Origin of the sequence: Faecalibacterium sp. An122 (assembly GCF_002160895.1) — a bacterium.
Lineage (GTDB): Bacteria > Bacillota > Clostridia > Oscillospirales > Ruminococcaceae > Faecalibacterium.
The window spans coordinates 69,746-89,433 of sequence record NZ_NFLL01000003.1; the positions used below are offsets into that span (position 1 = coordinate 69,746).

Below are 19,688 nucleotides of genomic sequence, written 5' to 3' on the forward strand. Positions count from 1 at the left end.
TATGCCGGAACGGAATTTGGAACAAATGGCCCAGGCGGTGGCGGAGATTCGCCGCCGGATGGATGACGCAGCCCGCCAGGCCGGGCGGGACCCGGCCAGCGTCCAGCTGTGCGCCGCCTGCAAGACCCATACCCCTGAGACCATCGCCCTGAGCGCCCAGCTGCCCATCGACCTGTTTGGGGAAAACCATGTGCAGGAGCTGTGCGTCAACTACGACGCCGGGGCCTACTGCGGCAAGCCGGCCCACTTCATCGGCCACCTGCAGACCAACAAGATCAAGAAGGTGCTGGGCCGGGCCTCTCTGATCCAGAGCGTGGACAGTGAGCGGCTGGTGCTGGCCCTGGAAAAAGAGGCCGCCAAGCTGGACCTGGTCCAGGATATCCTGCTGGAAGTGAACATCGGGGAGGAGGCCAGCAAGACCGGCGTCCCGCCCGAAGCCCTGTGGGCCCTGCTGGATACGGCGGCGGCCCAGCCCCATCTGCGGGTCAAGGGCCTGATGGCCATTCCCCCGGTGAACGAGGACGACGACGCCAACCGCGCCCTGCTGGCGCAGGTGTATAAGCTGTTTGTCCAGGCTGGGGAGCGGGGCTATAACAACGTGAAGATGGAAACCCTCTCCATGGGGATGAGCGGCGACTATGAGAACGCCATCCGGGAAGGGGCCACCCTGGTGCGGATCGGCACCGCCATCTACGGCGCCCGGGACTACGGCACCCGCTGAAACCGGGCATTTGAGGGGATAAAAGGAAAACGGTTTGTAAAACCGACGGGAGAAACAACATGGTGGATTTGAAAGATGTGGAAAAACCCAAGTATGGGGACCCCAACGCCCGGCATACGTCGGCGGCCCGGCTGCTGGGGCGGTTCTGGCCCTATGAACGGAAGTACTGGCGGACCATGGTCTTTGACCTGTTCTGCGCGGCCCTGACCTGTATCTGCGACCTGGTGCTGCCCCTGATTCTGCGGTATATCACCAACACCGCCGTCAACGACCTGGCGGCCCTGACGGTGGGGGTGGTGCTCAAGCTGGGCTTTGTCTACTTTGTGCTGCGGCTGATCGACGGCCTGGCGGCCTACTATATGGCCGACATGGGCCATGTGATGGGCGTCTACATTGAGACGGATATGCGGCGGGATGCCTTTGCCCACCTGCAGCGGCTCAGCGTGGCCTATTACTCCAACAACAAGATCGGCCAGATCATGGGCCGAATCACCAACGACTTGTTTGACGTCACCGAGTTTGCCCACCACTGCCCTGAGGAGTTCTTCATCGCGGCGGTGAAGATTGTGGCCAGCTTCATCATCCTGAGCCGGTACAGTTTGGGCCTGACCGCCCTGCTGTTCCTCTGCCTGCCCCTGATGGCGGTGGTGTCCATCAAGCTGAATACCCGGCTGCGGGCCACCCAGCGGGCCCAGCGGGTCCAGGTGGGCGAGCTCAACGCCCAGATCGAGGAGAGCCTGCTGGGCGAGCGGGTGGTCAAGGCCTTCTGCGCCGAAAAGACCGAGAACGAAAAGTTCGAGGCCGGCAATGGCACCTTCCAGCGGCTGAAAAAGAACAGCTACCGGGTGATGGCGGCCTTCCAGACCTCCACCCGGATGTTCGACGGCCTGATGTATCTGGTGACCATTCTGGGCGGCGGCATCTTTGTGGTGAAGGGCTGGATTACCCCCGGCGACCTGGTGGCCTATTCCCTGTACGTCTCCACCCTGATCGCCACCATCCGCCGGATTGTGGAGTTTGCCGAGCAGTTCCAGCGGGGCATGACCGGCATCGAGCGGTTCTTTGAGATTCTGGACACCCCGGTGGATATCCAGGACGCCCCCGGCGCCGCTCCCCTGAAGCCGGGCCCCGGACAGATCCGTCTGGAGCACGTCAGCTTCGAGTACCCCGACGACCACAACAAGGTCCTGCGGAACGTCAGCATTGACATCCCGGCGGGCCAGCGGCTGGCCCTGGTGGGCCCCTCCGGCGGCGGCAAGACCACCCTGTGCAATCTGATCCCCCGGTTTTACGACGTGACCGCCGGCAAGATCTTCATTGACGACCAGGACATCCGCAAGGTGACCCTGGAAAGCCTCCGGGGCGCCATCGGCATCGTCCAGCAGGACGTCTACCTGTTCAGCGGGACGGTGGCCGAGAACATCGCCTACGGCAAGCCGGGAGCCACCCGGGAGGAAATCGCCCAGGCCGCCCGTCTGGCCGGAGCGGAAAAGTTCATCCTGGCCCTGAAAGACGGCTACGACACCTATGTGGGCGAGCGGGGCGTCAAGCTGTCGGGCGGCCAGAAACAGCGTTTGTCCATCGCCCGGGTATTCCTGAAAAACCCGCCCATCCTGATTCTGGACGAGGCCACCAGCGCTCTGGACAACGAGAGCGAAATTCTGGTGGGCCAGAGCCTGGAAAAGCTGGCCCATGGCCGCACCACCCTGACCATCGCCCACCGCCTCACCACCATCAAGGACTACGACCGGATTCTGGTTCTGGGGTCGGAGGGGATTCTGGAGGACGGCACCCACGAGGAACTGCTGGCAAAACAGGGGATTTATTACCGCCTGTGGAACCAGCTGCCCGGGGACGACCTTCTGTCTTGAAAACAACAGCGGAGCCTTCTGTAAAGAGGGCTCCGCTGTTTTGTTTACAGTTTGATGAGGGGCTGGGTGTAGGCGGTCCCCATGGGCTGGGGTGCGCGGCGGCAGAGGGCGGTGAAGTCGGAGGCGGCAGTCTGGGCCTCCACCGTCCGGGCACAGTCGGGATTCTCCTGAGCCAGCCGGGCCAGAGAGGGGGAGAGGGGAAGGCTGGCCCGGGCCAGCAGGCCGGTGGCCTCCCGCCGGGCGCCCAGCAAGTGCAGATAAGGGGGCAGGGAGGGCAGGGTCAGCCAGCCGGGCCCGGCCCCGGGGGTGCCGTAGCCCAGAACCGCATCCATCACCAGACGGCGCATCCGGGCCCGGGGATAGCGGACGGTGGTCAGGGCGTCCCACAGCCCTTCCAGGGTTACCGCCGAGCGGACGTTCTCCCGCAGGCGGTGTTCCAGCCCTTCGCTGGCGCCCCGCACCCCGGCGAAATCCCGCCGGGCCCGCAGCCGGGAGAGGGCTGACAGGCTCACCGCCGAAAAGTCGGTGTACTGCCCGGCGGCATAGGCTTCCCGGTAGAGATGCAGGGCCGAGGCCGGCACATAGGGGGCCAGCGCCTCGGAGCTCTGCTCCGCCCAGAGGGCCCGCAGGGCGCTGGCACTGGCGTACCGGCCCGCGGTCTGGGCCTGGCCGTGGTTGGCGCCCTGCCGGGGAAGGGGCACCGGGGTCAGAGGGACATCCAGCTCCAGGATGGCCTTGCAGTACTCCACCGCCAGGTTGTTGTTGGGGCGGTCCAGCAGGTCGGCCAGCTCGGCCCCGGGGCAGACCCGTTCCACCGCCGCCTGACGGGCTGCGGCAAAGCTGCGGGCGCCGGCGGCCAGCTGCTCTTTCAGGGCTTTCCGGTACGCAGGGGAGGCCAGCACCCGGGCGGTCCGGGTCAGAAGGTCGGCGTCGGGGGTCTCGGCGCCGAACACCAGGGTATCGCACCCCGCCGCCGCCAGCAGAGACACCCCCGCCCGGGCAAAGCTCTCGGCCCCCGACATGGCCCAGGGGGCCGGCAGGGCAAACACCAGGCTGGCCCCCGCCGTCAGGGCGGCTTGGGTTCGCACCGGCTCGGGCAGAAGGGGCGGCGCGCCCCGCTGGGTCATGCCGCAGCTCATGGCCACCGCCACATGACGGGCTCCCATCTGCCGCGCGGCCTCCAGCTGCCAGCCGTGGCCGCTGTGAAAGGGATCGTATTCTGCTATGATGCCTGCAAAATCCATGGGTCCTCCTGGGTGTTGTACACAAGTTTTTGCCTTTTTGGTGTTTTTCTCTTGAAAAGACATTGGCTCTATTATATAATGTAAATAATTAGAGCGCAATGGTTTGCGAAGCGCGGCAGTCAGGGAAATTCCCTGCCTTTTTCGCGTTGGAACAGACTCTTGGCGCTTTTCTTTGGAAGGATTTTTGTCAGGGGGCGCCGCCCCGCTGACCGCAATGTGAAACAGGAGGCTACACGAAGATGAAGATTCTGGTTATCAACTGTGGTTCTTCTTCCCTGAAATATCAGCTGATCGATATGGACGGCGAGAAGGTGCTTTGCAAGGGTCTGTGCGAGCGCATCGGCATGGAGAGCAGCATGATCACCCATGACGCCAACGGGAACAAGGCCACCACCCCCGCGATTTTCCCCACCCACACCGAGGCCTTCAACGAAGTGATCAAGAAGATGACCACCGGCGCCGGCAAGTGCATTGAGAGCGTGGAGGAGATCGACGCCATCGGCCACCGCGTGGTCCACGGCGGCGAGAAGTTCCAGTCCAGCTGCCTCATCACCGAGGAGGTCATCTCCACCCTGCGTGAGCTGAGCCCCCTGGCTCCCCTGCACAACCCCGCCGGCATCCTGGGCATCGAGACCGCCCGCAAGGTCTTCGGCACCAACGTGCCCCAGGTGGCTGTGTTCGACACCGCTTTCCACAGCACCATGCCCCCGAAAGCTTATATGTACGCCATCCCCTACGACTACTACACCAAGTACGGCGTCCGCCGCTACGGCTTCCACGGCACCAGCCACAAGTACGTCAGCCACAAGGCTGCCGACTACCTGGAGGAGCCCATCAGCCGCCTGAAGCTGATCACCTGCCACCTGGGCAATGGTTCTTCCATCACCGCTGTGGACCAGGGCCGCGTGGTGGATACCTCCATGGGCATGACCCCGCTGGCCGGCCTGATGATGGGCACCCGCTGCGGTGACCTGGACCCCTCGGTGGTCAACTATCTGAAGTACACTCTGGACATCACCGGCCACGAGCTGGATGAGATCCTGAACAAGAAGTCGGGCCTGCTGGGCATCTCGGGTGTTTCCAGCGATATGCGCGACGTGGAGAAGGCTGCTCGCGAGGGCAACAACCGCGCTTCTCTGGCCATCGATATGCTGACCTACCAGATCAAGAAGGTGGTGGGCAGCTACATCGCCTCCATGGGCGGCGTGGACGCCATCGTCTTTACCGGCGGCATCGGCGAGCATGACGACATCATCCGCGCCAAGATCTGCCACCACATGGATTGGCTGGGCATCCGAATCGACACCGACAAGAACCGCGATCCCCAGGGCGATGTCTGCGAGATCACTGCCTGGGGCTCCAAGGTCCGCACCCTCATCATCGCCACCAACGAGGAGCTGATGATCGCCCGCGACACCAAGGAAGTTCTGGAAAACCAGCACTGAGCCGCTGTTCCGGCTGAGGCCGGGCCCGCCTTCCGGGCGCTGACCCCTGTTTGAACATTCCAAGGCCGCACGCCTGTATGGGCGTGCGGCCTTTTTGATGCGGGCGGCCCTGCGGCCAAAATGAAAAGTACGGCTTCTCCGGCTGGAAATGGAATTTGCGCGGCACGACTCTGTTTTTTGGTTGACAAATTGGGGAAAGCGGGGTACAATAAGGGAGTCCTCGACCCGAGGATGATATCATGCTTCAAGCCCCTGGTAGCTTACGATCGGCGCGATGGTCCCCAAAAACCAAGGTGTGGTTCCAATCCTTCCGCGGGCAAGAACAAAACAAGAGGAGATACTACAATGTTCGAAGACAAGACTTTAGTTTGCAAGGACTGCGGCAAGGAGTTTGTTTGGACTGCTGGCGAGCAGGAGTTCTATGCATCCCGCGGCTTTGAGAACCAGCCCCAGCGCTGCAAGGCTTGCCGTGACGCCCGCAAGAACGGTGTCCGTCCCGCCAGCACCGGCGAGCGCAAGATGTACGACGCTGTCTGCGCATCCTGCGGCAAGGCCTGCAAGGTTCCCTTCCAGCCCCGTGAGGACCGCCCCGTCTACTGCTCTGACTGCTTCGCACGCATCAAGCAGAACTAAGTTGTAACCCTGAAGGGCTCCTGCTGCCTCCGGACAGCGGGAGCTCTCTTTTTGTGATTGTGACCCGGTTACTTGCAAAGCCGGGGGCATTTGGGGTATCATAGAAGCACGATTGACACACTGACAGCACGAAAGGAACTGCGTCATGTTTGATATTTTCAATTCCGTCCGCAAGAACCACAGCGATGAGCCCTTCCAGGTGACCCGCCAGACCATCATCGGCGACATTCTGGATATGGACAGCACCACCGCTCCCTACTTCCTGGAGATCGGCATGCACTGCCTGGGCTGCCCTGCCTCCCGCGGGGAGAGCATCGAGGAGGCCTGCGCCGTCCACGGCGTGGACTGCGACGCCCTGCTCCAGAAGCTGAATGCCCATCTGTCGGGCAAAGCCCAGGGCTGAGATGGTCCTGGATGCACGGCTGGCAGCGGCCGCGGCGCTGGTGCGCCCGGGGCTGCCGGTGGCGGACATCGGCTGTGACCACGGCAAGCTGACCGCAGCGCTGGCCTGTTCGGGCCTGTACCCCAAAGTAATTGGTTCCGACCTGCGGCCTGGCCCTCTGGCCAAGGCCCGCCGGACCGTAGAGACGGCACACTGTCAAGACCGCGTCGAGCTTCGGCTGGGCGACGGTCTTTCTGTGTTGTCTGCGGGCGAGGTGGGGACGGTGGTCATCGCGGGGGTGTCGGCCCAGACCGCATGGGAAATGCTGGAGGCGGCCCCCTGGGTGTTTTCGCCCCAGGGCCCCCGTCTGGTGCTGATTCCCGCCACCCGCCACGACGAACTGCGCCGCTGGCTGGGGGAACACGGCTTCCGGCTCTGCTGTGACCGCCCGGTGGAGGCGGCGGGGCGGTGGTATGCGGTGATGGCCGCCGAATACGACAGCGTCCGCCGCACCCTGACCCTGGCCGAAGCTCTCTATGGCCAGACCGGCCAGTGGCCGGAGGCGGCAGGCTATGCCGCCAAGCAGCTGGAAAAACTGGTGAAACTGCGGCGGGGCGTGCCGGACGGCACCCCCGAGGCAGAGGAGATGGACCGACTGATCCAAGGAGGCTGAACCGATGGAGATCACAGTACAAATGGTTTATGAGGCCATGGCCCGGCTGGCCCCGCCCCAGCTGGCCGAGAGCTGGGACAATGTGGGCCTGTTGGTGGACTGTGGCCGGCCGGTGACCCGGGCCCTGACCACCCTGGACATCACCCCCGAGGTGGTGGAGGAAGCCGCCCGGCTGGGCTGCGAGGTGATTGTCTCCCACCATCCGGTGATCTTTTCGCCTCTGAAAAAGCTGAGCAGCCGGGACGTGCCCTTCCTGCTGGTGCAGGCGGGGATCTCGGCCATCTGCATGCACACCAATTACGATGCCGCCGAGGGCGGCGTCAATGAGATCCTGGCAGAGCTGTTCGCCATGCGGGACCCTGAGCCTTTCGCCAATGGCTGCGGCCGGGTGGGGGAGATTGACCCCATTTCGGTGCCCCAGCTGGCGGCTCTGGCCCAGGACCGTCTGGGATGCTTCTGCGTCCCGCCCCTGGAGGGGCCGGCGGTCCAGGTGAAGTACACCGACAACGGCCGGCCGGTCCGGCGGTTGGCGGTCATCAGCGGGGCCGGGGGCAGCATGTTTGAGGATGCCCTGGCGGTGGGAGCCGACTGCCTGCTGACCGGCGAGGCCAACCACCACGCCGCCTGCGACGCCAAACGGCTGGGCCTGGGACTGATCGCGGCGGGACACTATGCCACTGAATACCCGGCCGCCGCTGCTCTGGCGGCCCGCCTCCAGGAGGAAGTACCCGGTCTGGTGGCGGTGGCCAGCCGGGAAAATCGTGACCCCTTTACCTATTTATAAAGGGGACTCCGTGAACACGAGAGGGGGAACACCATGGCACTGGATGCCGCAACGCTGGCACTGACGGCGGCCGAGTTGGGCCGCGTGGTGACCGACGCCAAAATTGCAAAGATTTTTGAGCCCACGCGGGACGAGCTGGTTCTGACCCTGCGCACCCGCACCGATACCTACAGCCTGCTCCTGTCGGCCCGCAGCGGGTCGGCCCGGGTCTGCCTCACCGACGAGAGCTTTGAGAACCCTGAGACCCCGCCCTCCTTCTGCATGCTGATGCGGAAGCATCTCACCGGCGGCCGGCTGACCGCCGTGCGGATGGAGCCAGGGGACCGGATTGTCTACTTTGACTTCCTCTGCACCAACGAGATGGGAGACCTGGTGACCAACACTCTCTGCGCCGAGCTGATGGGCCGCTACTCCAACCTGGTCCTGGTCCAGAGCGGGAAGATCATCGACGCCCTCAAGCGGGTGGACTTTGAGGACAGCGAAATCCGGCAGCTGCTGCCCGGCCTGGCCTATACCATTCCGCCCAAGCCGGCCCGGCCCGACTTCCTGGCCGCCAGCGCCGCCTCCATGGTGGCTCTGGCCTGCCAGAAGGACCTGCCGGTGGCCAGCGCCCTGAGCCGGACGGTGGCCGGTGTGGGCCCGGTGGTCTGTCGGGAAGTGGCCTGGCGGGCCTTTGGCCCTGAGGAGCTGACCGCCTGCGAGCTGGATGAAGGCCAGCGCCGCCGGCTGCTGGACGCCATCGAGGAACTGAAGGCCGAGCACGCCGCCGGTGGTGCTCCCTGCAGCGTGGTGAGCCCTGAGGGCAAGCCGCTGGAATTTACCTTCTTCCGTCCTCAGCAGTACGGCGCAGGCTATGAAATCCGGGAGTGGGGGTCCTTCTGCGAGATGCTGGAGGGCTACTACGCCGAAAAGGACCGGGCCGAGCGGCTGCGCACCAAGAGCAAGGAGCTGCACAAGGCGGTCCACAATATGTACGAGCGCGCCGTCCGCAAGCAGGCCGCCCGGAAAGAGGAGCTGGCAGCCAGCGAAAAGAGCGAACAGCTGCGGCTGTACGGCGAGCTCCTGTCCGCCAACCTCTACCAGGCCGAGAAGGGGATGCAGAGCATCACCGTTCCCAACTGGTACGACGAGGGCAAAGAGGTGACCATCCCGCTGGATGTCCGCTACACCCCCAGCCAGAACGCCCAGAACTTCTTTAAGGCCTACAAGAAGAAGCAGACCGCCGCCCGGATGCTGGTGGAACTGCTGTCCGAGGGCGAAAAGGAGATCGCCTATCTGGAGACCGTCCTCTATGAGGTGGAGAGCGCCCCGGGCGAGGCGGCTTTGAATGAGATTCGGGCCGAGCTCAAGAGCCAGGGCTACCTCAAGTACTACAAGCAGCGGGACAAAAAGCAGAAGCCCGCCGACTACTACCGGTATGTCTCCTCGGACGGCTTCGAGATTCTGGTGGGCCGCAACAACATCCAGAACGAGCGGCTCACCCTCCACACCGCCCGGGGCAAGGACCTGTGGTTCCACACCAAGAACGCCCCCGGCAGCCATACGGTGGTGATGAGCAACGGCCAGGATATCCCCGACCGCACCCGGGAGGAGGCCGCCCAGCTGGCGGTCCTCCATTCCAGCCAGGCCAAGGGGGTCAAGGTGGCGGTGGACTACACCGAGGTGAAGAACATCCGCAAGACCGGCGACCTGAAGCCCGGCATGGTCCTCTATGAAAAGTACGAGACGGCCTACATCACCCCCGACCCGTCCCTGATGGACAAACTGCGCAAAAAGTAACGGAAATCCGCCCCGCCCTGGACTCAGGGCGGGGCGCAGACTGTCAAAAAAGTCCCGGCCGGACGACATGTGCGTACGGCCGGGACACCTACAGGGAAATTTGACGCAGAGAGTGTGCGAGGCTGTAAGGCCGAGTGCGCGGTTCTGCGTCAAATTTTGTCCCCAGGGGGATATTAGGGGGAAGGAATTTCTGTCATGCGTATGCGTGCAGAAATGGGTTCCCCCTAAAGTTTCGATCCGTCCCGCCCTGACTTCAGGGCGGGGTTTTGTGCTGTCCGGAAGGGCAGGGGAGAGCTTGTTCAGACGAGATGGCGGCCCGAACTGTCTGGTCCGCCAAAAATAAAGCAAGTTTTTTGTGGAAATTGTGGGTTTGCCTCTTGCGCTGGAACGCAATTTATAGTATCATAGGGAGGCAGGACGCCGCGCGGGACCGCGGCCGGACTTTGACGGCAGAGGGTTAAAAATCCCTCGCAAAAAAGTTTGATTTTTTTCAAAAAAGGTCTTGCAAAACAGGTCTAAGTATGGTAAAATACTTGACGGCTGCAAAGGGCTTGTGCGATACAAGTCGTGCAGGCCACGATATGCGATGATGCGGGAGGTTGCCGGCCGGCGATGCCGAGTCGGGTTATTTCCGCGGAGTATGTCCGATCTAAGAACCGGGCGAAAGAATTACTGACAGTGAAGGGATATGTCCCCGCAGCATGGCTGCGACGCGGACCAATGTCCACTTGTCTTTGCTAGATTTCTTTCCGGGAAAACTGCGTGGCGGTTTACCGGCTTTTCTAATGCGAAGACGTGAGACACCCGGAACGGTGTGCAGTGATTGATCGAGTTGCCCATACTACACATTATCAGGAGGCACAACCAAATGGCAGTCAAGGAAAAGATCAGAATCCGTCTTCAGAGCTACGACGTTCAGCTCATCGATGCAGCAGCAGAGAAGATCGTTGAGACCGCAAAGCGCACCGGCGCCCGCGTGTCCGGCCCCATCCCCCTGCCCACCGACCGCGAAGTGGTCACCGTCCTGCGTGCAACCCACAAGTACAAGGACAGCCGCGAGCAGTTCGAGAGCCGCACCCACAAGCGTCTGATCGACATTCTGAAGCCGTCCAACAAGACGGTCGAGGCTCTGATGAGCCTCCAGCTCCCCGCTGGCGTGGACATCGAGATCAAGCTGTAAGGCTTGGCTTCATCGATGCCCTCGTTTCCCGAGGGGTCATGTTGGCGGTGACGTGCGCCGCCAACCAATAACCTTTACAGGAGGAAAAGAAAATGGTTAAAGGCATTATCGGCAAAAAGGTCGGTATGACCCAGCTGTTCGATGAGAACGGCAAGGTCATCCCTGTGACCGTCATCGAGGCAGGCCCCTGCACCGTCGTGCAGAAGAAGACTGTCGAGAGCGACGGCTATCAGGCTGTTCAGCTGGGCTTCGGCGAGATTTCCGCCAAGAAGGTCAACAAGGCAGCCGCGGGCCACTTCAAGAAGGCTAATGTGGCCCCCAAGAAGACCCTCCGCGAGTTCCGTCTCGAGGATGTCTCCGGCCTGAATGTGGGCGATGTCATCAAGGCTGACGTGTTCGCCGCTGGCGACAAGATCGACGTGGCCGGCATCTCCAAGGGCAAGGGCTACCAGGGCGTTATCAAGCGCTACGGCCAGCACCGCCTGCGTGAGAGCCACGGCACCGGCCCTGTCGCACGGCATGCCGGCTCCAACGGCTCGACTTCGACCCCGAGCCGCGTCTTCCCCGGCAAGCGCCTGCCCGGCCACATGGGCTTTGTGCGGGTCACCGTGCAGAACCTGACGGTCGTCAAGGTTGACACCGAGAACAATCTGATCGCTGTCAAGGGTGCGGTCCCCGGTACCAAGGGCACCATCGTCACCCTGGCCAACAGCGTGAAGGCCTAAGGAGGAAAGCTACAATGGCAAAATTTGACGTAGTCGATCGGAACGGCAAAAAGGTCAGCGAGATCGAGCTTTCCGACGCCGTGTTCGGCATCACCCCGAACGAGAAGGCTGTTCACATTGCAGTTGTGAACTTCCTGGCCAACCAGCGCCAGGGCACCCAGAACACCAAGATCCGCAAGGAAGTCTCCGGCGGCGGCAAGAAGCCTTGGCGCCAGAAGGGCACCGGCCATGCACGCCAGGGCTCCATCCGCGCTCCGCAGTGGACTCACGGCGGCGTTGCTCTGGGCCCCAAGCCCCGCAGCTACAACTACCACATCAACAATAAGGTCCGCCGCCTGGCTCTGCTGAGCGTGCTGAGCGACAAGGCTGCCAACGGCAACATGATCGTGGTCGACAGCCTGGCCGTCGAGGCCTACAAGACCAAGGCTGTGGTCGCTATGCTGAACGCCGTGGGCGCCGGCAAGAAGAACCTGGTGGTCAACGAGACCGTCGATCCCATGTTCGTCAAGAGCGCCGCCAACATCCAGGGCGTCAAGACCACCTTCGCCGGCAGCGTGAACACCTATGACGTGCTGAACGCCGACAAGCTGATCATCAGCGAGGGCGCAGCGAAGAAGCTCGAGGAGGTGCTTGGCTAATGAAAACCGCACATGATATCATCCTGAAGCCGGTCATCACCGAGAACTCCATGGCTGGCATCGCTGATAAGAAGTACACCTTCAAGGTTGCTACCGACGCCACCAAGATCGAGATTGCCCAGGCAGTCGAGACTCTGTTCCCCGGCACCAAGGTCTCCAAGGTGAACACCATTTCGGTGCGCGGCCGTTTCCGCCGCCAGGGCCTGCACGGCGGTTACACCGCCGCCTCCAAGAAGGCCATCGTCACCCTGACCAAGGACTCCAAGGAGATCGAATTCTTCAACAGCATGGTCTGATGAAGATCCGGGCCCGCCGAGGGCCCCTCTATGGGGATATGACCCCGATAATAATTCATGAGATAAATTAAAGGAGAATAGCACATGGCTATCAAGAAATACGGCCCCACTACCCCGGGCCGCCGCGGCATGACCGTCACGGACTACAGCGTTCTGTCCAAGGTCGCCCCTGAGCGCAGCCTGCTGGAGCCCATGAAGAAGCACAGCGGCCGCAACAACACCGGCCGCATCACCGTCCGTCATCACGGCGGCGGCAACCGCACCAAGTACCGCGTCATCGACTTCAAGCGTCAGAAGCTGGATGTCCCCGCTACTGTGAAGACCATCGAGTATGATCCCAACCGCAGCGCTTTCATCTGCCTGATCGAGTACACCGACGGCGTCAAGAGCTATATCATCTGCCCCGAAGGCCTGAAGGTCGGCGATACCGTTATCAGCGGCGCTACTGCTGATATCAAGCCCGGCAACTGCCTGCCCTTCGAGAACATCCCCGTCGGTACCATCCTGCACAACATCGAGCTGTACCCCGGCCGCGGCGCCCAGCTGGTCCGCTCCGCCGGCAACATGGCTCAGCTGATGGCTAAGGAGAATGGCTACGCCCTGATCCGTCTGCCCTCCGGCGAGATGCGCAACGTTCCTCTGAACTGCACCGCTGTCATCGGCCAGGTTTCCAACATCGACCACGAGAACGTCAACCTGGGCAAGGCTGGCCGCAAGCGCCACATGGGCGTCCGTCCCGGCAGCCGTGGTTCTGTCATGAACCCCAATGACCATCCCCACGGCGGTGGCGAGGGCCGCGCCCCCATCGGCCACTCTGGTCCTATGACCCCCTGGGGCAAGCCCGCACTGGGTCTCAAGACCCGCAAGCACCACAAGCGCTCCGACAAGCTGATCGTGAAGCGTGCCGGCAAGTAAGAGAGGAGTGTAGACCATGGGTAGAAGTATTAAAAAGGGACCTTTCGTCCAGCCTGCTCTTATGAAGCACGTGGAAGCGATGAACGCTTCTGGCAAGAAGCAGGTCATCAAGACCTGGAGCCGGGCCTCCACCATCTTCCCCGAGTTCGTGGGCCACACTTTCGCCGTCCATGACGGCCGCAAGCATGTGCCTGTGTACGTCACCGAGGATATGGTTGGCCACAAGCTGGGTGAGTTCGTGCCCACCCGCACCTTCAAGGGCCACACCGGCAATTCGAAGTAAGAAGGAGGAACACAAACATGGAAGCTCGGGCAATTCTTCGTTATGCCCGCATTAGTCCTCGCAAGGTTTCGATCGTGATGGACCTCATCCGCAACAAGCCCCTGGACGAAGCGATGGCAATCCTGCAGTACACCCCGAAGGCCGCTTGTGAGCCCCTTCTGAAGCTGGTGAAGTCTGCAGCTGCAAATGCAGAAAACAACTTCAATATGGATAAGAACAACCTCTATGTGGCCGAGTGCTACGTCTGCCCCGGCCCCACGCTGAAGCGGATGATGCCCCGCGCCCAGGGCCGCGGCTACCGCATCCTGAAGCGCACCAGCCACATGACCGTCGTTCTGAAAGAGAAAGAGTAAGTGAGGAGGTAAACAAATGGGCCAGAAAGTTAATCCGCACGGACTTCGTGTCGGCGTTATTAAAGACTGGGACAGCCGCTGGTTTGCTTCCAAGAAGGACTTCAGCGATAATCTGGTGGAGGACCACAAGATCCGCACTGAGCTGAAGGCTCTGCTCAAGGACGCCGGTGTCCCCAAGATCGAGATCGAGCGCACTGTGGATTCTTCCACCTCCGCACCCCGCGTTACCGTGAACGTCTACTGCGCTAAGCCCGGTATGGTCATCGGTAAGGGCGGTGAGGAGCGCGTCGCTCTGCAGAACAAGCTGACCAAGGAGTATGGCAAGACCGTCGTGGTCAACGTCATCGAGGTCAAGAGCCCCTCCACCAACGCTCAGCTGGTGGCTGAGGACATCGCCCGTCAGCTGGAGAACCGCGTCACCTTCCGTCGCGCCATGAAGCAGTGCATCCGCAATGCCATGAGCCCCCGCGACCGCAGCACCGTCCCTGCAAAGGGTATCAAGGCTATGTGCTCCGGCCGTCTGGCTGGCGCTGACATCGCCCGCACCGAGAGCTATCACGAGGGCACCATCCCCCTGCAGACCCTGCGCGCCGACATCGACTACGGCTTCGCAGAGGCAGCCACCACCTACGGCCGCATCGGCGTCAAGGTGTGGATCTACAAGGGCGAGGTCCTCAAGAGCGCCAAGAACGCTAAGAGCGCTCCTAAGAAGGAAGGAGGCAACAAGTAATGTTACTGCCTAAGCGTGTTAAGTACCGCCGCGTTCAGCGCGGCCGCATGACCGGCAAGGCCACCCGCGGCAACGTGGTGTGCCAGGGCCAGTACGGCCTTGTTGCCCTGGAGCCGGCCTGGATCACCTCTGCGCAGATCGAGGCCGCCCGTGTCGCCATGACCCGTTATATCAAGCGTGGCGGCAAGGTCTGGATCAAGATCTTCCCCGACAAGCCCGTTACTGAGAAGCCCGCTGAGACCCGAATGGGTTCCGGTAAAGGCTCGCCCGAGTACTGGGTGGCAGTTGTTAAGCCCGGCCGCGTGCTGTTCGAGCTGGCGGACGTCGATGAGGCTACCGCACGCGAGGCTCTGCGCCTGGCTATGCACAAGCTGCCCATCAAGTGCAAATTTGTTGTCCGCGAGGACTCCGTGAAGGAGGATGGCACCAATGAAGGCTAATGAACTCCGCGAAATGCAGCCCGCAGAGCTGACCAGCAAGCTGGCAGACCTGAAGGCCGAGCTGTTTAACCTGCGTTTCCAGCATGCCATCAACCAGCTGGAGAACCCCGGCCGCATCGAAGCAGTCAAGCGCGACATCGCCCGTGTGATGACCGTTCTGGCTGAGAAGCAGTAAGGAGGTCAGACGATGGAAGAACGTAATCTGCGCAAGACCCGCGTTGGCGTGGTCGTTTCCGACAAGATGGACAAAACCATCGTGGTTGCCGTGAAGGACAGCGTGCAGCACCCCCTGTACAAGAAGATCCTGAAGCGCACCGCTAAGTTCAAGGCTCACGATGAGAAGAACGAGTGCGGCATCGGCGATCGTGTGGAGATCATGGAGTGCCGCCCCCTGAGCAAGGATGTGCGCTGGCGCCTGGTCCGTATCGTTGAGAAGGCAAAGTAAGCTTTTCTCAACTCCGCTGCTTTGAACAGTTTGAAAGGAGAAGTCTGATATGATTCAGATGCAAACTTATCTCAAAGTTGCCGACAACACCGGTGCCAAAGAGCTGATGTGCTTCCGCGTGCTGGGCGGTACCCGCAAGAGATATGCAAATATTGGCGACGTCGTGGTCTGCTCTGTCAAGAAGGCAGCCCCTGGCGGCACCGTGAAGAAGGGCGACGTTGTGAAGGCTGTCATCGTGCGCAGCAAGCACGGCATCCGCCGCGACGACGGGTCCTACATCCGTTTTGATGAGAACGCCGCCGTTATCGTCATGGCTGACAAGAGCCCCAAGGGCACCCGTATCTTTGGACCGGTGGCCCGTGAGCTGCGTGAGGCCGGCTACACCAAGATCCTGAGCCTGGCTCCGGAATCGCTGTAAGGAGGTTTTCTTATGAATAATCTTCATGTTAAAACCGGCGACAACGTTATGATCATCAGCGGCAAGGACAAGGGCCACACCGGCAAGGTTCTGCAGGTCAGCCCCTCCGAAGGCAAGGTCATTGTTGAAGGCCAGAACATGGTTACCAAGCACGTCAAGCCCCGCCGTCAGGGCGAGCAGGGCGGCATCGTCAAGGCTGAGGGCGCTCTGTACGCCTCCAAGGTGATGCCCATCTGCCCCAAGTGCGGCAAGGCTGTCCGCGTCGGCCATGTTGAGAAGGACGGCAAGATGGTCCGCGTCTGCAAGAAGTGCGGCGCTGAGCTGTAAGAGAGGAGTAGGAAACAATGGCTCGTTTGAAAGAACAGTATGTCAATGAGATTGCTCCTGCTCTGAACAAGAAGTTCGGTTACAAGAGCGTCATGCAGATCCCCAAGCTGGACAAGGTCGTCATCAACGTCGCTTGCGGCGAGGCCAAGGAGAACGAGAAGATCCTCGAGGCCGTCATGAAGGACCTGGCTCAGATCACCGGCCAGAAGGCTGTTGTCTGCCGCGCCAAGAAGAGCGTTGCTAACTTCAAGCTGCGCGCCGGCACCCCCATCGGCTGCAAGGTCACCCTGCGCGGCGACCGTATGTACGAGTTCGTCGATCGCTTCTTCAACGTCGCTCTGCCCCGTGTCCGTGACTTCCGCGGCATCAACGGCAACGCATTCGACGGCCGTGGCAACTTCGCCTGCGGCATCAAGGAGCAGATCATCTTCCCCGAGATCGACTTCGACAAGGTCGACGCCGTCCGCGGCATGGATGTCTGCTTCGTCACCACCGCTAAGACCGATGAAGAGGGCAAGGAGCTGCTGAAGGCTCTGGGCGCTCCCTTCGAGAACAACTAAGGGAGGAGATTAACCAATGGCAAAGCTGTCTATGAAGCTCAAGCAGGCCCGCCCTGCTAAGTTCTCCACCCGCGCATACACCCGCTGCCGCATCTGCGGCCGGCCCCACTCGGTGCTGCGCAAGTACGGCGTGTGCCGTGTGTGCTTCCGTGAGCTGGCCTACAAGGGCGAGATCCCGGGCGTCAAGAAGGCTTCCTGGTAATTTGACCGGGGCCTGACAGGTAGTTGGATACCCGCCCCGGGGCTGAAGGTTTCGGGGCGGTATCATTATAAAAAGAACACAAACAAACACAAACAACTAATCTAAGGAGGTTAGTGGCATGCAAATCACCGATCCTATCGCGGACCTGCTCACTCGCATCCGCAACGCCAGCACTGCCAAACACCCTTCTGTGGAGATCCCGGCTTCTAACATGAAGAAGGCCATCTGCCAGATCCTGGTCGACGAAGGGTACGTCAAGAGCATGCAGGTCAAGAACGACACCGTTCAGGGCACCATCGTGCTGAACCTGAAGTACCAGGCCAACGGCGAGCCTGTTCTGGCCGGCCTCAAGCGCGTGTCCAAGCCGGGCCTGCGCATCTACACCAACTGCGAGAATATGCCCCGCGTCATGAAGGGCCTGGGCATCGCAATCATTTCCACCTCGAAGGGCATCATGACCGATAAGGCCGCCCGTGCTGCGCACGTCGGCGGCGAGGTTCTGGCCTACGTGTGGTAAGAAAGGGGTAAAAGACAATGTCGAGAATTGGAAGAAAACCCATCGTCATTCCTGCCGGCGTCACTGTCACTGTCGATGAGGCAGCTCACACCGTCGCCGTCAAGGGCCCCAAGGGCAGCCTGAATTCCAACTATCATCCCCTGATGACCGTTAAGGTCGAGGGCAATGAAGTTTTGGTTACCCGCCCCAATGACGAGAACCTGGCCAAGAGCCTGCACGGCCTGACCCGCACCAACATCGCCAACATGGTGAACGGTGTTGTCAACGGCTACTCCAAGCAGATGGAGATCGTGGGCGTCGGCCTGCGCTGCCAGAAGCAGGGCTCCAACCTGGTCATGAACCTGGGCTTCTCTCACCAGGTGATCGTGTCGGATACTGACGACATCAAGATCGAGTGGCAGGACCCCAACAACTTCACCATTACCGGCATCGACAAGCAGAAGGTCGGCCAGTTTGCCGCTGAAGTCCGCGCCAAGAAGCCGCCCGAGCCCTACAAGGGCAAGGGCATCCGCTACAAGGGCGAGGTTGTCAAGCACAAGGAAGGCAAAGCCGGCAAGGGCAAGAAATAAGGTAAGGAGTGAAAGACAATGGTTAAGCAGATCGACAAGAACGAAGCCCGTCTTCGTCGTCATCGCCGCGTTCGCGGCAAGATCAGCGGCACCGCCGCTCGTCCTCGCCTGGATGTTTTCCGCTCCGCCAAGCACATTTACGCTCAGATCATCGATGATGAGAAGGGCGTGACTCTGGTGTCGGCGTCCACCATGGACAAGGACTTTGAAGGTTTCGGCGGCAACGTCGAGGCCGCTGCCCAGGTTGGCAAGAAGATTGCTGCCCGCGCTCTGGAGAAGGGCATCACTGAGGTCGTGTTCGACCGCGGCGGTTTCGTTTATCATGGCCGTGTCAAGGCCCTGGCTGACGGCGCCCGTGAGGGCGGCCTGAAGCTGTAACGAGAGGAGGAAGACAGTTATGGCTATGAGAAACCGTGAAGACGACGGCATGATCACCAAGGTGGTCTCCATCAACCGCGTGTCCAAGACCGTTAAGGGCGGCCGCATCATGAAGTTTGCCGCTCTGGTGGTCGTCGGCGACGGCAAGGGCACCATCGGCTACGGCATCGGCAAGGCGGGCGAAGTGCCCGAGGCTATCCGCAAGGGTGAGGCCGCTGCCAAGAAGAACATGTGCAAGATCGCCACTAAGGGCACCACCATCCCGCATGAGATCGTGGGCAAGTACGGCGCTGGCGCTGTCCTGCTCAAGCCCGCTGCCCCCGGTACCGGCATGATCGCTGGCGGCCCTGTGCGCGCCGTCATCGAGGCTGCTGGCATCAAGGACATCCGTGCGAAGTCCATGCGTTCCAACAACCCCATCAACGTTGTGTCTGCTACTTTCGCAGGCCTGTGCGGCCTGGTCAGCGCCGAGTCGGTCGCTGAGAAGCGGGGCAAGACCGTTAAAGAAATTCTGGGCTGAGGAGGGTAACACACCATGGCAGATAAGATGCTCAAGATCGAGCTGAAGAAGAGCCTGATTGGCCGCGGCAAGAAGCAGATCGCAACTGCCGAGGCCCTGGGCCTGAAGAAGCCGGGCGACGTCACCGTCCAGCCTGACAATGCCGCTACGCAGGGCAAGATCGCCAAGATCGGCTTCATGCTCAGCGTCACCGAAGCGTAACAGCAGGGGGTACACGCAATGAATCTTCATGAATTACACGCGATTCCCGGCGCCAACAAGGCTCGCACCCGCAAGGGCCGCGGCATTGGCTCGGGCAATGGCAAGACTGCCGGCTACGGCAGCAAGGGCCAGAAGGCCCGTTCCGGCGTCAAGCGCGCTGGTTTCGAAGGCGGCCAGATGCCGCTGCAGCGCCGTCTGCCCAAGGTCGGCTTTAACAACATTTTCGCTACCCGGTATGCCATCGTGAACGTGGCAGACCTGGAGAAGGTTTTCGAGGCTGGTGCTGTGGTTGATACCGAGGCACTGAAGGCTAAAGGCCTGGTCAAGAAGACCCTCGACGGTGTTAAGATTCTGGGTAACGGCGAGCTGACCAAGGCCCTGACCGTCAAGGCTGCAGCCTTTTCTGCTTCTGCCAAAGAGAAAATCGAGAAGGCAGGCGGGAAGGCTGAGGTGATGTAA

At 61.4% G+C, this 19,688-nt stretch carries 30 protein-coding genes; 29 read left to right on the forward strand and 1 reads right to left on the reverse strand.

Going from position 1 to position 19,688, the window contains the following annotated elements:
• The first annotated feature begins 1 nt into the window (after position 1).
• The gene (locus tag B5E67_RS03675; protein WP_087382993.1) at positions 2 to 721 is read left to right on the forward strand and encodes a YggS family pyridoxal phosphate-dependent enzyme; all 720 of its coding nucleotides are present in this window, start codon (positions 2 to 4) and stop codon (positions 719 to 721) included.
• Between the two features lie 176 nt (positions 722 to 897).
• Positions 898 to 2,592, forward strand: coding sequence for an ABC transporter ATP-binding protein (locus B5E67_RS03680; protein WP_242956771.1), 1,695 nt, complete (start codon positions 898 to 900; stop codon positions 2,590 to 2,592).
• Between the two features lie 44 nt (positions 2,593 to 2,636).
• On the opposite strand, the gene B5E67_RS03685 is transcribed toward B5E67_RS03680, so the two are convergent.
• Positions 2,637 to 3,836: a nucleotidyltransferase family protein gene (locus B5E67_RS03685; protein ID WP_087382996.1), complete on the reverse strand. Its 1,200-nt coding sequence runs from the start codon at positions 3,834 to 3,836 to the stop codon at positions 2,637 to 2,639.
• A gap of 239 nt (positions 3,837 to 4,075) precedes the next feature.
• On the opposite strand from B5E67_RS03685, the gene B5E67_RS03690 reads away from it, so the two are divergent.
• From B5E67_RS03690 to rplO, 27 genes are all read left to right on the forward strand, one after another.
• A complete protein-coding gene (locus tag B5E67_RS03690) occupies positions 4,076 to 5,281 on the forward strand; it encodes an acetate kinase (RefSeq protein ID WP_087246311.1) in 1,206 nt (401 codons plus the stop codon).
• A gap of 345 nt (positions 5,282 to 5,626) precedes the next feature.
• Positions 5,627 to 5,914 (forward strand): zinc-ribbon domain containing protein, encoded by a 288-nt coding sequence (locus B5E67_RS03695; protein ID WP_087246312.1) that lies wholly within the window; start codon positions 5,627 to 5,629, stop codon positions 5,912 to 5,914.
• A gap of 145 nt (positions 5,915 to 6,059) precedes the next feature.
• Positions 6,060 to 6,317 carry a DUF1858 domain-containing protein gene (locus B5E67_RS03700; RefSeq protein ID WP_087246313.1) on the forward strand — a complete coding sequence of 86 codons (258 nt, stop codon included), beginning with the start codon at positions 6,060 to 6,062 and terminating at the stop codon, positions 6,315 to 6,317.
• Positions 6,286 to 6,969, forward strand: coding sequence for a class I SAM-dependent methyltransferase (locus B5E67_RS03705; RefSeq protein ID WP_242956754.1), 684 nt, complete (start codon positions 6,286 to 6,288; stop codon positions 6,967 to 6,969). The genes B5E67_RS03700 and B5E67_RS03705 overlap by 32 nt, the downstream gene beginning before the upstream one ends.
• A 4-nt stretch (positions 6,970 to 6,973) precedes the next feature.
• Entirely contained in the window at positions 6,974 to 7,753 is a 780-nt protein-coding gene (locus B5E67_RS03710; protein WP_087363784.1) for a Nif3-like dinuclear metal center hexameric protein, read from the forward strand.
• 33 nt (positions 7,754 to 7,786) lie between these two features.
• Entirely contained in the window at positions 7,787 to 9,532 is a 1,746-nt protein-coding gene (locus B5E67_RS03715; protein ID WP_087383002.1) for an NFACT RNA binding domain-containing protein, read from the forward strand.
• An 868-nt stretch (positions 9,533 to 10,400) separates the two neighbouring features.
• Entirely contained in the window at positions 10,401 to 10,712 is a 312-nt protein-coding gene (gene rpsJ, locus B5E67_RS03720; protein WP_087231854.1) for a 30S ribosomal protein S10, read from the forward strand.
• A 92-nt stretch (positions 10,713 to 10,804) separates the two neighbouring features.
• On the forward strand, positions 10,805 to 11,437 hold the full coding sequence (rplC, locus tag B5E67_RS03725; RefSeq protein ID WP_087383005.1) for a 50S ribosomal protein L3: 633 nt from the start codon (positions 10,805 to 10,807) through the stop codon (positions 11,435 to 11,437).
• 14 nt (positions 11,438 to 11,451) lie between these two features.
• Positions 11,452 to 12,075, forward strand: coding sequence for a 50S ribosomal protein L4 (gene rplD / locus B5E67_RS03730; RefSeq protein ID WP_087246318.1), 624 nt, complete (start codon positions 11,452 to 11,454; stop codon positions 12,073 to 12,075).
• Positions 12,075 to 12,371 (forward strand): 50S ribosomal protein L23, encoded by a 297-nt coding sequence (gene rplW, locus B5E67_RS03735; RefSeq protein WP_087231864.1) that lies wholly within the window; start codon positions 12,075 to 12,077, stop codon positions 12,369 to 12,371. Before rplD ends, rplW begins: the two co-directional genes overlap by 1 nt.
• An 84-nt stretch (positions 12,372 to 12,455) precedes the next feature.
• Complete coding sequence (rplB, locus tag B5E67_RS03740) at positions 12,456 to 13,286, forward strand: 50S ribosomal protein L2 (RefSeq protein ID WP_087246319.1); 831 nt, start codon at positions 12,456 to 12,458, stop codon at positions 13,284 to 13,286.
• 16 nt (positions 13,287 to 13,302) lie between these two features.
• Positions 13,303 to 13,569 carry a 30S ribosomal protein S19 gene (gene rpsS, locus B5E67_RS03745; RefSeq protein ID WP_087246320.1) on the forward strand — a complete coding sequence of 89 codons (267 nt, stop codon included), beginning with the start codon at positions 13,303 to 13,305 and terminating at the stop codon, positions 13,567 to 13,569.
• 17 nt (positions 13,570 to 13,586) lie between these two features.
• Complete coding sequence (gene rplV / locus B5E67_RS03750) at positions 13,587 to 13,922, forward strand: 50S ribosomal protein L22 (protein ID WP_087231873.1); 336 nt, start codon at positions 13,587 to 13,589, stop codon at positions 13,920 to 13,922.
• A gap of 16 nt (positions 13,923 to 13,938) precedes the next feature.
• Positions 13,939 to 14,652 carry a 30S ribosomal protein S3 gene (rpsC, locus tag B5E67_RS03755; protein ID WP_087246321.1) on the forward strand — a complete coding sequence of 238 codons (714 nt, stop codon included), beginning with the start codon at positions 13,939 to 13,941 and terminating at the stop codon, positions 14,650 to 14,652.
• Complete coding sequence (gene rplP, locus B5E67_RS03760) at positions 14,652 to 15,092, forward strand: 50S ribosomal protein L16 (protein ID WP_087231879.1); 441 nt, start codon at positions 14,652 to 14,654, stop codon at positions 15,090 to 15,092. The genes rpsC and rplP overlap by 1 nt, the downstream gene beginning before the upstream one ends.
• Positions 15,082 to 15,267 (forward strand): 50S ribosomal protein L29, encoded by a 186-nt coding sequence (gene rpmC / locus B5E67_RS03765; protein ID WP_087246322.1) that lies wholly within the window; start codon positions 15,082 to 15,084, stop codon positions 15,265 to 15,267. Before rplP ends, rpmC begins: the two co-directional genes overlap by 11 nt.
• 12 nt (positions 15,268 to 15,279) lie before the next feature.
• Positions 15,280 to 15,537 carry a 30S ribosomal protein S17 gene (rpsQ, locus tag B5E67_RS03770; RefSeq protein ID WP_087246323.1) on the forward strand — a complete coding sequence of 86 codons (258 nt, stop codon included), beginning with the start codon at positions 15,280 to 15,282 and terminating at the stop codon, positions 15,535 to 15,537.
• A 49-nt stretch (positions 15,538 to 15,586) separates the two neighbouring features.
• The gene (gene rplN / locus B5E67_RS03775) at positions 15,587 to 15,955 is read left to right on the forward strand and encodes a 50S ribosomal protein L14 (protein ID WP_087383008.1); all 369 of its coding nucleotides are present in this window, start codon (positions 15,587 to 15,589) and stop codon (positions 15,953 to 15,955) included.
• A 12-nt stretch (positions 15,956 to 15,967) separates the two neighbouring features.
• Positions 15,968 to 16,282 (forward strand): 50S ribosomal protein L24, encoded by a 315-nt coding sequence (rplX, locus tag B5E67_RS03780; RefSeq protein ID WP_087246325.1) that lies wholly within the window; start codon positions 15,968 to 15,970, stop codon positions 16,280 to 16,282.
• Positions 16,283 to 16,299: 17 nt separating this feature from the next.
• Complete coding sequence (rplE, locus tag B5E67_RS03785; RefSeq protein WP_087246326.1) at positions 16,300 to 16,842, forward strand: 50S ribosomal protein L5; 543 nt, start codon at positions 16,300 to 16,302, stop codon at positions 16,840 to 16,842.
• Between the two features lie 16 nt (positions 16,843 to 16,858).
• Positions 16,859 to 17,044 carry a type Z 30S ribosomal protein S14 gene (locus tag B5E67_RS03790; RefSeq protein ID WP_087231894.1) on the forward strand — a complete coding sequence of 62 codons (186 nt, stop codon included), beginning with the start codon at positions 16,859 to 16,861 and terminating at the stop codon, positions 17,042 to 17,044.
• 118 nt (positions 17,045 to 17,162) lie between these two features.
• Positions 17,163 to 17,561 (forward strand): 30S ribosomal protein S8, encoded by a 399-nt coding sequence (gene rpsH, locus B5E67_RS03795; protein WP_087363790.1) that lies wholly within the window; start codon positions 17,163 to 17,165, stop codon positions 17,559 to 17,561.
• Positions 17,562 to 17,578: 17 nt separating this feature from the next.
• Positions 17,579 to 18,130, forward strand: a complete 552-nt coding sequence (gene rplF / locus B5E67_RS03800) for a 50S ribosomal protein L6 (protein ID WP_087246328.1) — start codon at positions 17,579 to 17,581, stop codon at positions 18,128 to 18,130.
• 18 nt (positions 18,131 to 18,148) lie between these two features.
• Positions 18,149 to 18,508, forward strand: a complete 360-nt coding sequence (gene rplR, locus B5E67_RS03805) for a 50S ribosomal protein L18 (RefSeq protein ID WP_087246329.1) — start codon at positions 18,149 to 18,151, stop codon at positions 18,506 to 18,508.
• Between the two features lie 19 nt (positions 18,509 to 18,527).
• Positions 18,528 to 19,028: a 30S ribosomal protein S5 gene (gene rpsE / locus B5E67_RS03810; RefSeq protein WP_087246330.1), complete on the forward strand. Its 501-nt coding sequence runs from the start codon at positions 18,528 to 18,530 to the stop codon at positions 19,026 to 19,028.
• Between the two features lie 15 nt (positions 19,029 to 19,043).
• A complete protein-coding gene (gene rpmD, locus B5E67_RS03815; protein WP_087246331.1) occupies positions 19,044 to 19,229 on the forward strand; it encodes a 50S ribosomal protein L30 in 186 nt (61 codons plus the stop codon).
• 18 nt (positions 19,230 to 19,247) lie between these two features.
• Positions 19,248 to 19,688 (forward strand): 50S ribosomal protein L15, encoded by a 441-nt coding sequence (gene rplO / locus B5E67_RS03820; protein ID WP_087246332.1) that lies wholly within the window; start codon positions 19,248 to 19,250, stop codon positions 19,686 to 19,688.

Bases quoted from the DNA above. Each gene is read 5' to 3' on its own strand.
- B5E67_RS03675 (WP_087382993.1), top strand. From the start codon at position 2: ATGCCGGAACGGAATTTGGAACAAATGGCCCAGGCGGTGGCGGAGATT.
- B5E67_RS03790 (WP_087231894.1), top strand. From the start codon at position 16,859: ATGGCAAAGCTGTCTATGAAGCTCAAGCAGGCCCGCCCTGCTAAGTTC.
- rplD (WP_087246318.1), top strand. From the start codon at position 11,452: ATGGCAAAATTTGACGTAGTCGATCGGAACGGCAAAAAGGTCAGCGAG.
- rplO (WP_087246332.1), top strand. From the start codon at position 19,248: ATGAATCTTCATGAATTACACGCGATTCCCGGCGCCAACAAGGCTCGC.
- rplC (WP_087383005.1), top strand. From the start codon at position 10,805: ATGGTTAAAGGCATTATCGGCAAAAAGGTCGGTATGACCCAGCTGTTC.
- B5E67_RS03690 (WP_087246311.1), top strand. From the start codon at position 4,076: ATGAAGATTCTGGTTATCAACTGTGGTTCTTCTTCCCTGAAATATCAG.
- B5E67_RS03685 (WP_087382996.1), bottom strand. From the start codon at position 3,836: ATGGATTTTGCAGGCATCATAGCAGAATACGATCCCTTTCACAGCGGC.
- rplR (WP_087246329.1), top strand. From the start codon at position 18,149: ATGGTTAAGCAGATCGACAAGAACGAAGCCCGTCTTCGTCGTCATCGC.
- rplW (WP_087231864.1), top strand. From the start codon at position 12,075: ATGAAAACCGCACATGATATCATCCTGAAGCCGGTCATCACCGAGAAC.
- rplN (WP_087383008.1), top strand. From the start codon at position 15,587: ATGATTCAGATGCAAACTTATCTCAAAGTTGCCGACAACACCGGTGCC.
- rplF (WP_087246328.1), top strand. From the start codon at position 17,579: ATGTCGAGAATTGGAAGAAAACCCATCGTCATTCCTGCCGGCGTCACT.
- B5E67_RS03705 (WP_242956754.1), top strand. From the start codon at position 6,286: ATGCCCATCTGTCGGGCAAAGCCCAGGGCTGAGATGGTCCTGGATGCA.
- rpsQ (WP_087246323.1), top strand. From the start codon at position 15,280: ATGGAAGAACGTAATCTGCGCAAGACCCGCGTTGGCGTGGTCGTTTCC.
- rplB (WP_087246319.1), top strand. From the start codon at position 12,456: ATGGCTATCAAGAAATACGGCCCCACTACCCCGGGCCGCCGCGGCATG.
- rpsC (WP_087246321.1), top strand. From the start codon at position 13,939: ATGGGCCAGAAAGTTAATCCGCACGGACTTCGTGTCGGCGTTATTAAA.
- B5E67_RS03695 (WP_087246312.1), top strand. From the start codon at position 5,627: ATGTTCGAAGACAAGACTTTAGTTTGCAAGGACTGCGGCAAGGAGTTT.
- rplE (WP_087246326.1), top strand. From the start codon at position 16,300: ATGGCTCGTTTGAAAGAACAGTATGTCAATGAGATTGCTCCTGCTCTG.
- rpmD (WP_087246331.1), top strand. From the start codon at position 19,044: ATGGCAGATAAGATGCTCAAGATCGAGCTGAAGAAGAGCCTGATTGGC.
- rpsE (WP_087246330.1), top strand. From the start codon at position 18,528: ATGGCTATGAGAAACCGTGAAGACGACGGCATGATCACCAAGGTGGTC.
- B5E67_RS03680 (WP_242956771.1), top strand. From the start codon at position 898: ATGGTCTTTGACCTGTTCTGCGCGGCCCTGACCTGTATCTGCGACCTG.
- rpsS (WP_087246320.1), top strand. From the start codon at position 13,303: ATGGGTAGAAGTATTAAAAAGGGACCTTTCGTCCAGCCTGCTCTTATG.
- rplV (WP_087231873.1), top strand. From the start codon at position 13,587: ATGGAAGCTCGGGCAATTCTTCGTTATGCCCGCATTAGTCCTCGCAAG.
- rplP (WP_087231879.1), top strand. From the start codon at position 14,652: ATGTTACTGCCTAAGCGTGTTAAGTACCGCCGCGTTCAGCGCGGCCGC.
- rpmC (WP_087246322.1), top strand. From the start codon at position 15,082: ATGAAGGCTAATGAACTCCGCGAAATGCAGCCCGCAGAGCTGACCAGC.
- B5E67_RS03710 (WP_087363784.1), top strand. From the start codon at position 6,974: ATGGAGATCACAGTACAAATGGTTTATGAGGCCATGGCCCGGCTGGCC.
- B5E67_RS03700 (WP_087246313.1), top strand. From the start codon at position 6,060: ATGTTTGATATTTTCAATTCCGTCCGCAAGAACCACAGCGATGAGCCC.
- rpsJ (WP_087231854.1), top strand. From the start codon at position 10,401: ATGGCAGTCAAGGAAAAGATCAGAATCCGTCTTCAGAGCTACGACGTT.
- rplX (WP_087246325.1), top strand. From the start codon at position 15,968: ATGAATAATCTTCATGTTAAAACCGGCGACAACGTTATGATCATCAGC.
- rpsH (WP_087363790.1), top strand. From the start codon at position 17,163: ATGCAAATCACCGATCCTATCGCGGACCTGCTCACTCGCATCCGCAAC.
- B5E67_RS03715 (WP_087383002.1), top strand. From the start codon at position 7,787: ATGGCACTGGATGCCGCAACGCTGGCACTGACGGCGGCCGAGTTGGGC.